This window comes from Asticcacaulis taihuensis (genome assembly GCF_900100255.1).
Classification (GTDB): Bacteria; Pseudomonadota; Alphaproteobacteria; order Caulobacterales; family Caulobacteraceae; genus Asticcacaulis; species Asticcacaulis taihuensis.
Window position 1 is genome coordinate 1,167,046 of the sequence record NZ_FMTS01000001.1, and the last position, 13,263, is coordinate 1,180,308.

Annotated in this window: 12 protein-coding genes and 1 riboswitch; of the genes, 5 read left to right on the plus strand and 7 right to left on the minus strand. The window is 58.2% G+C overall.

The genetic code is table 11. The features are described from left to right. Positions 1-181: 181 nt before the first annotated feature. Positions 182-2,482, minus strand: coding sequence for a 5-methyltetrahydropteroyltriglutamate--homocysteine S-methyltransferase (metE, locus tag BLO49_RS05515; protein WP_090645219.1), 2,301 nt, complete (start codon positions 2,480-2,482; stop codon positions 182-184). 101 nt (positions 2,483-2,583) lie between these two features. Then, positions 2,584-2,782: riboswitch (cobalamin riboswitch) on the minus strand. A gap of 128 nt (positions 2,783-2,910) precedes the next feature. Here metE and BLO49_RS05520 point away from each other — a divergent pair. The 4 genes from BLO49_RS05520 (at position 2,911) to BLO49_RS05535 (ending at position 6,961) form a co-directional block, all read left to right on the plus strand. Beyond that, a complete protein-coding gene (locus BLO49_RS05520; protein ID WP_090645222.1) occupies positions 2,911-4,260 on the plus strand; it encodes a KAP family P-loop NTPase fold protein in 1,350 nt (449 codons plus the stop codon). Positions 4,261-4,332: 72 nt separating this feature from the next. After that, complete coding sequence (gene efp, locus BLO49_RS05525; protein WP_090645226.1) at positions 4,333-4,902, plus strand: elongation factor P; 570 nt, start codon at positions 4,333-4,335, stop codon at positions 4,900-4,902. Between the two features lie 218 nt (positions 4,903-5,120). After that, positions 5,121-5,924 (plus strand): inositol monophosphatase family protein, encoded by an 804-nt coding sequence (locus BLO49_RS05530; RefSeq protein WP_090645232.1) that lies wholly within the window; start codon positions 5,121-5,123, stop codon positions 5,922-5,924. Between the two features lie 77 nt (positions 5,925-6,001). Then, positions 6,002-6,961, plus strand: a complete 960-nt coding sequence (locus BLO49_RS05535) for an SMP-30/gluconolactonase/LRE family protein (protein ID WP_090645235.1) — start codon at positions 6,002-6,004, stop codon at positions 6,959-6,961. On the opposite strand, the gene BLO49_RS05540 is transcribed toward BLO49_RS05535, so the two are convergent. Further along, a complete protein-coding gene (locus BLO49_RS05540) occupies positions 6,958-7,791 on the minus strand; it encodes a LysR family transcriptional regulator (RefSeq protein WP_090645238.1) in 834 nt (277 codons plus the stop codon). The two genes, BLO49_RS05535 and BLO49_RS05540, sit on opposite strands and share 4 nt — an antisense overlap. 99 nt (positions 7,792-7,890) lie before the next feature. On the opposite strand from BLO49_RS05540, the gene BLO49_RS05545 reads away from it, so the two are divergent. Then, the gene (locus BLO49_RS05545; protein WP_090645241.1) at positions 7,891-8,862 is read left to right on the plus strand and encodes a zinc-dependent alcohol dehydrogenase family protein; all 972 of its coding nucleotides are present in this window, start codon (positions 7,891-7,893) and stop codon (positions 8,860-8,862) included. 28 nt (positions 8,863-8,890) lie between these two features. On the opposite strand, the gene BLO49_RS05550 is transcribed toward BLO49_RS05545, so the two are convergent. From BLO49_RS05550 to BLO49_RS05570, 5 genes are all read right to left on the minus strand, one after another. Beyond that, entirely contained in the window at positions 8,891-9,325 is a 435-nt protein-coding gene (locus tag BLO49_RS05550; RefSeq protein WP_090645244.1) for an SRPBCC family protein, read from the minus strand. Continuing rightward, positions 9,318-9,653: an ArsR/SmtB family transcription factor gene (locus BLO49_RS05555; RefSeq protein ID WP_090645247.1), complete on the minus strand. Its 336-nt coding sequence runs from the start codon at positions 9,651-9,653 to the stop codon at positions 9,318-9,320. Before BLO49_RS05555 ends, BLO49_RS05550 begins: the two co-directional genes overlap by 8 nt. Positions 9,654-9,731: 78 nt before the next feature. Further along, positions 9,732-10,325 carry a TetR/AcrR family transcriptional regulator gene (locus tag BLO49_RS05560; RefSeq protein WP_139159621.1) on the minus strand — a complete coding sequence of 198 codons (594 nt, stop codon included), beginning with the start codon at positions 10,323-10,325 and terminating at the stop codon, positions 9,732-9,734. 8 nt (positions 10,326-10,333) lie between these two features. Next, positions 10,334-11,221 carry an SDR family NAD(P)-dependent oxidoreductase gene (locus tag BLO49_RS05565; protein ID WP_220083697.1) on the minus strand — a complete coding sequence of 296 codons (888 nt, stop codon included), beginning with the start codon at positions 11,219-11,221 and terminating at the stop codon, positions 10,334-10,336. 177 nt (positions 11,222-11,398) lie between these two features. Continuing rightward, complete coding sequence (locus BLO49_RS05570; protein WP_090645256.1) at positions 11,399-13,243, minus strand: ABC transporter transmembrane domain-containing protein; 1,845 nt, start codon at positions 13,241-13,243, stop codon at positions 11,399-11,401. Between the last annotated feature and the right edge of the window lie 20 nt (positions 13,244-13,263).

Below are 13,263 nucleotides of genomic sequence, written 5' to 3' on the forward strand. Positions count from 1 at the left end.
GTCGCGCGGTCATCGCGTCCACCTGTGTCTTGGTCAGGCTTTTTAAGGGAATCCACAGATTACACAGATTACGCAGATTTTTCAGAATCTTAACGGCGCATAGTTTGCCGTGTGGTGGCTTGATTCAGCGCGGTAGCGCTCTCTTAATCTGTGCAATCTGTGGATTCCTTCTTTTAATGATCTACACCCACACAGGCTGGTTGGCGCGCATGGTCTTAGCCGCCTCAACCAGACGTTCCAACGCCGGCCTTGTCTCCGCCCAGCCGCGCGTCTTGAGGCCGCAGTCGGGATTGACCCAGATCTGTTCCGGTTTCAGGCGCTGCGCCGCCCTGGCCAGCAACCGCACCATCTCCTCGGTTTCCGGCACGCGCGGGCTGTGGATGTCATAGAGGCCCGGCCCGACCTCGTTCGGATATTTGAAGTCGATAAAGGCCTCCAGCAGTTCCATGTTCGAACGAGAGGTCTCGATCGAGATGACGTCGGCATCCATGGCGGCGATGGCCCGGATGATATCATTGAACTCGGAATAGCACATATGGGTATGGATCTGGGTCTCGTCCGCTACGCCAGCCGCGGCGATGCGGAAACAGTCCACCGCCCAGTCGAGATAGGCCGGCCACCCCGCCGGATCGATCGGCAGCCCCTCGCGGAAGGCGGCCTCGTCGATCTGGATGATGCGGATGCCGGCGGCTTCGAGATCGAGCACCTCGTCGCGGATGGCCAGGGCAATCTGGCGGCACACCGTTCCGCGCGGCAAGTCATCGCGCACAAAAGCCCACTGGAGCATGGTCACCGGGCCGGTCAGCATCCCCTTCACCACCTTGTCGGTCAGGGATTGCGCATAGGCCGCCCAGTCGACCGTCATCGGCTTTGGCCGCGACACGTCGCCGAAGATGACCGGCGGACGGACATAGCGCGAGCCATAGGACTGCACCCAGCCATGTTGCGTAAAGGCGTAGCCCTCAAGCTGCTCGGCGAAATACTGCACCATGTCATTGCGCTCGAACTCGCCATGCACCAGCACATCGAGCCCGATCTCTTCCTGCCAGCGGATCGCCTTTTCGGTCTCAAGCTTCAGGAAGGCATCATAATCGGCGTCGCCGAGCTGTCCCTTGCCATGCTGCAGCCGGGCGGCGCGCACCTCGGCCGTCTGCGGAAAAGACCCGATTGTCGTGGTCGGGTAAAGCGGCAGGTTCAGACGCTTTCGCTGCTTCAGAATGCGCTCGGCGAACGGGCTTTGACGCTCCGACATCGGCGGGGTCAGGTTGGCTACACGCTCGGTCACCGCCGGATTGTGGATGCGCGGGGAGGTCTTGCGCGCGGCAATGGCAGCGGCATTTTCCGCCAGTTGCGCGCTGACATCTTCACCGGAAAGCGCCGATTTCAGGATGGCCAGTTCTTCAAGCTTCTGCTCGGCAAAGGCCAGCCACGATTTCAGGTCGCTATCAAGCTTGTCCTCCTGCGCCAGATCGATCGGCACATGCAATAGCGAACAGGATGGCGCCAGGATCACCCGGCCAAGCTGGCTCACCACCGGTTTCAGGCGCGCCAGCAGGGCGTTCAGGTCGGCCTTCCAGATATTGCGGCCATCGATCACGCCGAGCGAAACCGTCTTATCGCCTGCCAGCGACGGCAGCTTTTCCAGAACATCCGGACGGACGGTCAGGTCGACGTGGACGCCCGCCACCGGCAGCGAAAAGGCCAGGTCGAGATTGGCGTCATGGACATCAAAATAGCTGGTCAGCATCAGCTTGAGGCCCGGCACTTCGCGTACCAGATGGGCATAGGCCTCGGTCAGGGCCAGGGCGATCTGGCCACCCGGCGCATTCGCCAGCACCGGCTCATCGATCTGCACCCAGTCAGCGCCCGCATCTTGCAGCGAATGCAGCACCTCGGCATAGACTGGCAGCAGGCGCGGCAAGAGGCTAAGCGTATTGAAGCCACCGATCGCCGGCTTGGACAGGGCCAGGAAGGTAACCGGCCCGACCAGCACCGGACGCGTCTGGTGGCCGAGCGCCTTCGCTTCAACGTACTCAGCCAGAGGCTTGTTATGCGCCAATTCGAAGGTCTGGCTCGGCTTCAGTTCGCTTAAGAGGACATGATAGTTGGTATTGAACCACTTGGTCATTTCCAGCGCCGTGACACCCGAATGATTGTGCCCGCAGGCCGATACCTCGCCCGCGCCGCGCGCCATGCGGAAATAGGTGTCGAGATCGGACGCGCCCCTGTGGGTTTCAGGAACGGCGCCGACCATGAATGCCGTATCGAGCAGGTGGTCATAGAGCGAGAAGTCATTGGACGGCAGGATATCGGTGCCGAGGTCCTTCTGGCGCTGCCAGTTACGTGCGCGCAAGGCCGCGGCCGTTTCACGCAGGGCAGATTCGTCACTCTTGCCGGACCAGAAGGATTCGAGCGCGGTCTTCAGTTCGCGCCGTTTGCCGATGCGCGGAAACCCGAGATTGGCGGTTTGGATGATGGTCATGTCTTGATCCCGAAAACAGGGAGCAAGGGTTTATTGAACGCAAGAGAACAGACGCGCGGGGCCGCACGATGTCTATGCGCCCACCGGAACCCCCGCCCGTGGTGAATATGAGAACTGGGGCAGGTCTCCTGGCTCACATATCACCGCTTCCAAACGACCTTCCCAGGCTGTCACCCAGTGGTCATTCCGTTTGGAAACTCCATGCTCACAGTTGCGGGAACAGCGCCGGATTTGCACCGGCTTCCCTCTTAGCTCCGGATGCGCAAAACGCCTCCGCAGACCTCAGTCACAGATACGACTACTTCATGATCGGGATCGAGTCAATAAAGATATAAAGATATCTTTATATGATTATATAAAATTTTATTAGCAGAATTGTTCGTTCATTGCTACCTAGATTTGAGTAAGCTCAATCGATGGATTAAAAAATGCGAATTTTTCCTCCCCAGTTGGTAATCGGCGAAAATGATGGGTTTCTGCCCCGGTATGACATCTTTGAAAGAAAAAAAATTGGTCAAGGCATTACAAACCTTCTTGATAGCGTTTCAGACCCCTTAGTACTTGCACTAGACGCCCAATGGGGTTCCGGCAAAACCACGTTTCTTAAAATGCTTGCTGGCCACCTACGACAAGCCGATTTTCCTGTTATCTATTTCGACGCTTTTGAGAATGATTATCACGAGGATGCATTTCTTCCGATCGCAGGAGAAATCTTTAGTCTGATAAAATCGAAAACACATTCGAGCGAAGCTCGTTCATTTCAGAAAAAAGCTGTCAGTGCGGCGAAAATTGTACTTAGAAGCGCGTTGAAGGTAGGCATCAAAGCGGCAACAGCGGGCATTTTAGACGGAAAAGAATTTGAAAATGTGGCCGAAGATATTGGTGAGGAGTTAAGCACTTTAGAAGATAAATATATCGGAGAAATGATTACCGAACAGGAAGCGAAAAAAGAAACCGTAGAGGAATTCAAAACATCTCTATCTAAAATTTCTGAAATAATAAGAAAATCTTATGGCGATAAAACACAAATAAAGCCACTTATTTTTATAATAGATGAACTAGATAGATGTCGACCGGATTTTGCTTTAAGCGTTCTAGAAAGGATGAAGCATTTTTTCCAGGTTGACAATGTTCACTTCATTCTTGGTGTTCATATGGGCGCCCTCCAATCCTCCGTTAAAGCCGCCTACGGTGCAGATATAGATGCAAAGATTTATTTGCAAAAATTTATCAGCATTAATATCTCACTTGTAGACAATAACGATCATGAACACACAAGCACAATTAAAAAGTTCACAACGAATCTGATAGAAAATTTAGAATTAAATAACGAAGAATTTGAATATTTTAGAAAATCAAAATCATATATAGATCAAATTGCCGAAGAAAAAAACCTTAGCTTAAGAACAATAGAAAAAATTGTTACCAATATAGCAATATGTATAAATTATACAGGAGGAACAACTTTTAGACCATACCCGCTCATAATTGGCCTTTGTATTTTTAAAGCTCTAGATTCTGATCTTTTTGTTCAAGCCAAAACGGGTAAATTAAAATTTTTAACGGTCTCACAATATTTCAATTTTCAAAAAGACGCTAATGGCACTTATGAAGACGCGTGGACTGTAAATTGGTGGCGCTATTGTATGGGAGAAGAGATGACCGAAGAGGAGCTAAGTGACTATAGAAACGTGCGATTTAATTATAATTTTGGTGAACGCGCTACAATTTTAAAAGTGGTTGCCAATAACGTTGTCGACAAAATCGTCAACTCTTAGCCCCCTTGCCTTTGCGCGCCATACCGAGTAGGAACGCCGCCAACTCAAATCCTTCTTTGACAAGTTGTATCCATGCCGAAAATCAACGCCAACCAGATCAAGCCCGGTCAGGTGCTCGAATATCAGAACGGTCTGTGGACCGTGGTCAAGACCGAACACGTAAAGCCCGGCAAGGGCGGCGCCTTCGCCCAGGTCGAGCTGAAGAACCTGATCACCGGCACCAAGCTCAATGAACGCCTGCGTTCGGAAGAAACCGTCGAGCGCGTGACGCTCGAACAGCGCGAGCACTCCTATCTCTATGAAGACGGCGATATGCTCGTTTTCATGGACCAGAACAATTACGAGCAGATCAGCCTCTCAAAGGACTGGGTCGGCGAAGATCAAGTGCAGTATCTGCACGACGGCATGATCGTCACCATCGAGTTCCACGAAGAACGCGCCATCGGCATGACACTGCCGGACACCGTCGTTCTGGAAGTGATGGAAACCGAGCCGACCATCAAGGGTCAGACCGCCTCCTCCTCCTACAAGCCCGCCAAGGCTTCCAATGGTATGCGCGTCATGATCCCGCCGTTCATGGGCGTGGGCGAACGCATCGTCGTCTCGACCGAAACCGGCGAATATATGAAGCGCGCTGATTAATACGGATTTATGCCCCTTGATCCTCCCCTGCGAAGCGGGGGAGGTGGCCAGCGCGAAGCCCGGAGGGCTGGTGTCGCTGACGGAGGGGGCTTTTTGAATTCGGCGTCATCGCCCCTCCGTCACGGACTTCGCCCAAGAGGGCGAGCGCCGCGCCACCTCCCCATTTGTGAAATGGGGAGGAGATTAAATTGTAAATCCTCGTTTAAAAGGCCCGCCCCATGGTGACCGTACTACAATCTTCTCTCATCCAGGTTATGGTCGGCGCCGTGCGCAAGGCCTGCAAAGGCGTGGCCCGCGATTTCGGCGAAATCACCGAATTGCAGGTCTCGAAAAAGGGCCCCGGTGATTTCGTTACCGCCGCCGACAAGCGCGTCGAGGCCGCCCTCAAGGAAGAACTTCTGCGCGTCCGCCCCGGTTACGGTTTCCTGGGTGAAGAATCCGGCGAGGTTATCGGCACCGACAAGACCCACCGCTGGATCGTCGACCCCATCGACGGCACCACCAACTTCATGCACGGCATCCCGCACTTCGCCTGCACCATCGCCTTGGAGCGTGAAAACGAAATCGTCGCCGGCGTCACCTTCAATCCGGTGACCAACGATCTCTACTGGGCCGAAAAGGGCAAGGGCGCCTATCATAACGACCGCCGTCTGCGTGTTTCCGGCCGCAAGACCCTCGATGATGCCCTGATCGGCACCGGCCTGCCCTTCATCGGCAAGGCGGGCCACGCCCAGGCGCTCAAGGAACTGCACCAGATCATGCAGCGTACGGTCGGCATCCGCCGCAACGGAGCTGCCTCGCTCGACCTGGCCTGGGTGGCGGCGGGTCAGCTTGACGCCTTCTGGGAACGCGGCCTGAAGCCCTGGGACATGGCGGCCGGCCTGCTGTTCATCCATGAAGCCGGCGGCAAGTTCGGCTCGATCGACAATGACGAGCGCAGTCCGCTTCTCACCGGCGACCTGATCTGCGGCAATCTGGAACTCTATCCGCTGCTGCTTGAAAAGCTGCACCTGGCCAAATAGCCCATTGATATTACAAATGAAATGACTTGACGGCGGATGATTTCCGAAGGTTACTCCCTGAAAACAGAGAGGATACCATGGGAATCACCCGCCGTTTTGCTTTGGCCGCCGGTGCGGCCGCCTTCGCCCTGCCCGCCTTTGCCCTCCCCACCCTGGCACATGCCGAAGACACGCCGATTGCCCGCTCACATGGTGGGGCTATTCTCGGCGAAGGCCCGCTGTGGTCCGCCGCCGATAATACCGTCTACTGGGTCGATATCCGCGGCAAAAAGCTGAACGCTCTGCGCCTGGCCGATAACAGCGCGCAAAGCTGGGACATGCCCGACCTGATCGACTGGATCGTTCTGCGTAAATCAGGCGGCTTCCTGGTCGCCATCCTGCGCACGGTCCATGCCCTGACGCTCGATCCCTTCACCCTGACGCCGCTGTTCACTATCGAGGCGGACAAGGCCGACAATCGCCTGAACGACGCCAAGGTGGATGCCAAAGGCCGCCTGTGGACCGGCACCATGCACATGCCGTTCAAGGAAAAGACCGCCGCCTTCTATCGCATCGATCCCGATCTAAGCGTCCATGAGGTCGATGCGCCCTATCTCTGCACCAATGGCCCGGCCTTCTCGAAGGACGGCCGGACGCTTTACCACAACGAAACCAGCGAAAGCTTCGTCTATGCCTTCGATATATTGGCTGACGGGTCACTTTCCAACCGGCGCGTTTTCACAAAATTCGCCGAAGGCGTCGGTTTGCCGGACGGCATCACAACTGACGCCGATGACGGCGTCTGGGTGGCGCACTACGGCGGCAGCCGCATCAGCCGCTATAAGCCTGACGGCCAGCTCGATTTCGACATCATGATCCCGGCGAAACAGGTGACCAGCCTGACCTTCGCCGGCGCGGATCTCGACCGCCTGTTCGTCACCTCCGCCGCCCAGCCCCCGGTCGATGCCGATGATCCGCACGCCGGCACCCTGTGGGAAATTCCGAAAGCGCTGCTGCGCGGCCATAAGGGGCTGCCGACCAATGCTTTCGCCGGCTAATCCCCTAAGCGCTCGGTGACAAGCTGTACCAAAGCCCGAAGCCGCGCCAGTTTCCCCAGGTCGCGGTGATAACCAAAATACAGGTTTCGCGGTGGCGGCACCTCGCCCAGGTCAACCGGTTCCAGCCCGCCGATCTGCGCCGCGAGGCGGCAAGGCAGGACCGCAAGTCCGGCACCCATTCGGCACATGTGCGCCTGGGCCTCGCGGTTGTTGCTGCGGAATACGACTGGCGCATTCGGCCGCTTCGCCTTTAGCCAGCCGACATCCGGCAGGTGATCCAGGGCCGTATCCATCAGGATCAGCCCCATATCCCAGTGATCGCTGCCCGCTTTTTTGTAGACGCCATAGGTCTGGACCAGCAGGCGGCGCTGCCTGATATCGGGTTCATCAAAAGCGCCGATACGGAAAACCAGGTCGGCTTCGCGCCGCGACAGGCTGTAAAGCCGCGTATCGGTTACCAGTTCGATCGTCACGTCAGGATGCTGGCGGCTGAATTCGGCCAGAACCGGCGTCAGCACATAGGTGCCAAACCATTCCGAAGCCGACAAACGCAGAAAGCCGCTCAGGCGATCCGGCTGGCCGTTGACCTGGCGCGCGATGCCCAGCACCTCCTCCTCCATCCGCTCGGCATGAACCAGCACGGCCTGGCCTTCATCGGTCAGCACAAATCCGCCGGATGTGCGCTGGAAGAGGCTCTGCCCCAAAGCCCCTTCCAGCGCCCGCAAACGGCGCCCCAGGGTCGGCTGGGTTTGGCCGATTTGCCGCGCGGCCGCGCCAAGCGTGCCGGCGCGCGCAATCGCCAGAAAGATTTTCAGGTCGCTCCAGTCCATGAGGCCTCAAATATTTATGCATGGTAAATATGCATCGATAATGATTTTAAATCAAATTTGCATGAATTAAGATGCCGGCAATCACGAAAGGATACTGTCATGCGCGCTGCCCTCCTCACCGCCGCCCAGGCTGATTTCACCCTTGCCGATCTGCCCATGCCCGAACCGAAAGCCGGAGAGGTGCGCGTGCGCATCATCGCCAGCGGCGTCAATCCGCTCGATACCAAGATACGCGCCGGCGTGGCGGCCCACGCGCGACAACCCCTGCCCGCCGTGCTCGGCATGGATCTGGCCGGCGTGGTGGAAACCGTCGGCGAAGGCGTTACCGCTTTCAAACCCGGTGATGAGGTTTACGGCATGGCCACGGGCATTGGCGGCCTTCAGGGCTCCCAGGCGGAATATGCCGCCGTCGATGCGGATTTCCTAGCATTAAAGCCTGCCGCCCTTGATTTTCGTCAGGCCGCTGCACTGCCTCTGGTGGTCATTACGGCCTGGGAAGGGCTGGTGGATCACGCCCGCCTCCAGCCCGGCCAGACGGTTCTGGTTCTGGGCGGTGCCGGGGGTGTCGGCCATGTGACGGTGCAAATCGCCCTGGCATTAGGCGCCAAGGTCTTTGCCACGGCCTCCCGAAAGGACTTCGATTACCTGGCCTCGATCGGCGCCACGCCGATTGACCGCGATATGCCGGTCGCTGACCTGGTGGCGCAACATACGGGCGGCGAAGGCTTCGATATCGTCTATGATACCGTCGGCGGCCCGGCCATCGATATGGCCTTCGAAGCCGTCAAGGTGCGCGGCCACGTCACCAGCGCCCTGGGGCGCGAGGCGCATAATCTGGCGCCGCTTTCCCTGCGGGCCGCCACCTATTCGGCGGTCTTCACCCTGCTGCCCCTGCTTACAGGCAAGGGCCGCAAACATCATGGCGATATCCTGCGCGACATCGCCCGGCTCGCCGATGCCGGACAGATCGTCCCGCGCCTCGATCCGCGCCGTTTTGGACTGGAAGACGTTACCGCCGCCCATGCTGCCGTCATAGGCAAACCGGCCGGCAAGGTCATCATCAATATATAGATGCTGCGCTTGCCGGCAGGGGGCGAAACTAGGCGAGCACCAGGCTATCCGCCAGATAGCCCAGGATCGCCGTCCAGCCCTTGATATGGCCGTCGCACGCCTCTTCGCTGCGGAATTTCACCTGCTTCAGGGTAATTTCGGTCTGGTCTGGCGCCGACTCGGCGAAATCGATTGTCACCACGCTGTCATCCAGCGAATGCGGTGACTCCCAAGTGAAGGACAGCCGCGAATGAGGCGAGACTTCCAGATAGGTGCCGGAATGCGGGATTTCGCGCTCCGGCGTCACCATCACGATTCTGAAGCGTCCACCCTTGACCGGATCGGTCGTGACATGGGCGGCTTCCACGCCATCAGCGGCCGTGCGCATGAATTTCGCCAGGGTCTCGGGCGACAGCCAGGCATTGAATACGGTCTCGCGCGGGGCGGCAATGGTACGGTTTACGGTCAATTCAAGCTCACTCATCAGGCTTCTCCTTAGGTAAGAGTATGTTTTCCAGCGCAGCCAGGCGCAGGTCCCAGATCGACTTCAGTTGCCCGAACCAGCCCTCAGTCAGCCGCAAAGGTTCGAGCGCCGCGGTGAGGAAATGCTCGCGGCCCAAGGTCTGGCGAGTGACAAGCCCGGCCTCCTCCAGCACCTTGATATGTTTGGAGACGGCATTGAGAGACATGTCGAAATGCGCGGCGAGGGCGGTCACTCTCATCGCCCCTTCCTGAACAAGAAGCGTGAGGATGTGCCGTCGCGTTGTATCGCCAACGGCCTTCAGTATGCGTGACAGATCATCGTCGTTCATTTATTCACCCATTTAGTTGAATATATGAGCGCAATAAATTAGTCAACCATTTGGATGAATAATTTCAGTCGAATGGATTTAACGCGGAATCAGGCCGGCAAACGAGGCTCGGATGAGTTGCTCGACCTCATGGTCATTGACCAGGCCATGCCCGGTCAGGAGCCGCATGATCAGCGGCCCATAGATGATATCCAGCGCCAGTTCGACGCCATAGCGGCCGTCGATATCACCGCGCGCCACGCCGCGTTCATGAATGATATGCAGGCCGGCACGGCGCCGACTGAGGAACCGCTCCCGGTAAAGCGCCAGCAGGTCCGGCGAGTTCAGACACTCCCCCCAAAGCTGCATGATGCACGGGCCGATCTTCGGATCGGTATAGAAACGTGAAATACCCTGGGCATTCAGGACGAAATCTTCGACCGCCGAACCGGTATCCGGGACCATTGCCTGCACCTTGCCGCGGCTCAGCAAGGCATCCAGCCCCAGGTGGAGCTTGCTCGGCCACCATTTATAGAGGGTGGCCTTACTGACGCCGGCGCGCGCCGCGATGGCGTCCATGGTCATATCCTTGAGCCCCACCTCTATCAGCAGGTCGATCGTGGCCTGAAGCACCGCCGCCTCCACCGCCTGGCTGCGCGGACGGCCAGGCTTGCGTTTCGGTTCATTCGCCACGGGTATCGTCACAGAACATGGTCCATTGCCAGAGAGACATCGTGCCAGGCCATATGTTCCTGGCGCAGGCTTTCAAGCTTTTTCAACGCCTTGTAATAGCCCTTGTGGCCCAGGACCAGACGCAGGGGCGGTTTTTCCGCCGTCAGTGCCTCGATCACCGAACTGACGCCGGCCAGCGGATACCAGGCGGGATTGCCGAGCGGTACGCCCTGGCGCCGGCGCGTCCGGCCGGAAGTGTCGTAATAGTCGTCGATCACCCGCTGGCCCACGATCAGCGAATCGATCATGAAATCCGACCGGAAGGGCACTGGCTCCAGCAAGGTGACGCCAATACCAAGCGGCCCGACCTCCTCGGCCAGCACCTCAGAAAGCCCATCGATGGCCGACTTGGTGGCCGCGTAAACGCCCCAGCCCGGCCCCTCGCCCGTGGTGGCAAAGGTCGACATATTGACGATCTGGCCTGATCTCTGCCGGCGCATTTGCGGCAGGACGGCGCGCGTCATGCGCACCACGCCCAGCAGATTGCCTTCGACCGCCTGAAGCACTTCCGCATCGGAAACCTCTTCAATGGCGCCCAGAACCCCCATGCTGGCATTATTGATCAACAGATCGATACGGCCGAAATGCGCCACGGCCTGATCCACGGCATACTGCACTTGGCCGGCATCGGCGAGATCGAGCGACAGGGCCAGCAGTCCGGCATCGCCATCGGGGAACGCCTCCATCACCTTGTCGATATTGGGCGCAGTAACTACCACCTGATCACCGCGCGCCAGAACCTGTCGCACCAGTTCGAGCCCAAAACCACGCGTCAGGTTAGAAATGAACCAGACCCTGGGCCTTGGCGCAGGCATAGCTTCAGCCGGCACGGAGGCCGCACTCGCAAAAGATGACATTCGTTTCAGACCTTCCATCTGACGGGCTCAGGCCCGATGCCTCAAGCACGGCGGGGTCTGAATGATAGACAATATATATACTATACGTTCAGTATTATCAATTGGTATCGCTATCACGTTTTTATTCACAGGCGGAAGCACGCCGTGATAGCAAGTTAAATGATTGAAATGGTTAGCTTAGCTGTTGAACTGCAACTGCGCCAGACGCGCATAAAGGCCACCGCGGGATACCAGTTCGTCATGTGTGCCGACATCGACCACACGACCGGCGTCCATCACCACGATCCTGTCGGCCTTGAGTACGGTGGCCAGCCGGTGGGCAATGACGAGCGTCGTCCGTTCGCTCATCGCTTCATTCAGCGCCATTTGCACCAGGCGCTCGTTTTCGGCATCAAGCGCGGAGGTCGCTTCGTCGAGCAGCAGGATCGGCGCCTGGCGCACCAGGGCGCGGGCGATGGACAGGCGCTGCTTCTGGCCACCGGAGAGGGACTTGGCGCGTTCGCCCAGCGGCTGTTTAAAGCCCTCCGGCAGGGCCTCGATAAAGGCGCGGGCCTGGGCCTTGTCCGCCGCCACGCGCACCTCGGTATCGCTGGCATTTTCACGGCCAAAGCGGATATTGTCTTCGGCCGAGCCGGAAAACAGCGCGGTGTCCTGAGCCACGAGTGACAAACGTTCGCGCACAGCCTTAGGGTCGGCCGCGCGAATATCGACACCATCGATCTCGATACGTCCGCTCGCATAGTCATAATAGCGCAGCAGCAGCTTGAAGACTGTTGATTTGCCGGCGCCGGAAGGCCCGACCAGTGCCACCGTCTCGCCCGGCTGCACGATCAGTGAAAAACCATCGAGCACAATCTGGTCCGGCCGTGAGGGATAGGCGAAGGAGATATCTTGGAAGCGTATCTCGCCGCGCGCCGGCACAGGCAGCCCCACCGGCGTTTCCGGCACGGTGATGGTGGGCTGCGACTCCAGCAATTCGTCAATGCGCATCATGGCGCCGGCCGCCTTCTGAACGTCGCCCCAGGTTTCATTGAGATTGGCCACCGAACCGCCGGTGAGAATCGCCAGCATGACGAACTGAACCAGGGTGCCGTTCGACATCCGGCCGTGCAGCACGTCCTGCGCGCCCAGCCACAGCACGAAGGCAATGCCGCCAAAGACGAGCGTGATGACCATGGCGGTCATGGTGGCGCGGGTGGCCATGCGCCCAACGGAGGTGCGGTAGGTTTCCTCGACCGCTTCATCAAACCGCTTGCGAGTAAAGGCTTCGCGCACAAAGGCCTGGACGGTCTCCAGCGCATCAAGCGATTCGGTGGCAAAGCCCACCGCGCGGGCGAACCGGTCCTGCGTCTCGCGCGTCGCCTTGCCGACCTGGCGGCCGAAGACGATCAGCGGCACCAGGACGAAAGGGAAGGTGCAGAAGACCATCAGGGTCAGTTTCGGGCTGACAAAGCTCATCATCACCAGCCCGGCGAGGAAGGTCAGCAGGTTGCGCAAGGCGATGGAAATGGACGAAGCCACCAGGGTTTCGATGATCTGGATATCGGCAGTCAGGCGCGAAATCACCTCACCGGTTCGGATCTTCAGGAAATAGCCCGGATCGAGCTTGAGGATATGGGCAAAGACATCCTCGCGCAGGTCCGCCACCACGCGCTCCCCCATGCGGGTGATGCAGTAGTAGCGCAGGGCGGTGGCTATAGCCATGACCAGGGCCACGGCGCCCAGCACGAGAAACCACTGGTTCAGTACGGCGATATTGCGCGAACCGAAGCCTTCATCGATTAGCTTCTTGGCCACAAAGGTCATGGACGGCGTCGCCGCCGCCGACAGCAGCAGGAAGAGTATCATGGCCGCGCCGATGGCCTTTTGCTTCCACAAATAGGGAATGAGCCGCGCCAGCGGGCGCAGATTGCGCGTCTTGCCGCGCGTACCGGCGGCCTGGCGAATATCGGCGACCAGTTCGGCGCCCGTGCCCGGGCGACCTTCGGCGGTATCTGTCTGTGCGGGAATTGAATCAGCCATGAACCTGAGCTTTATACAGT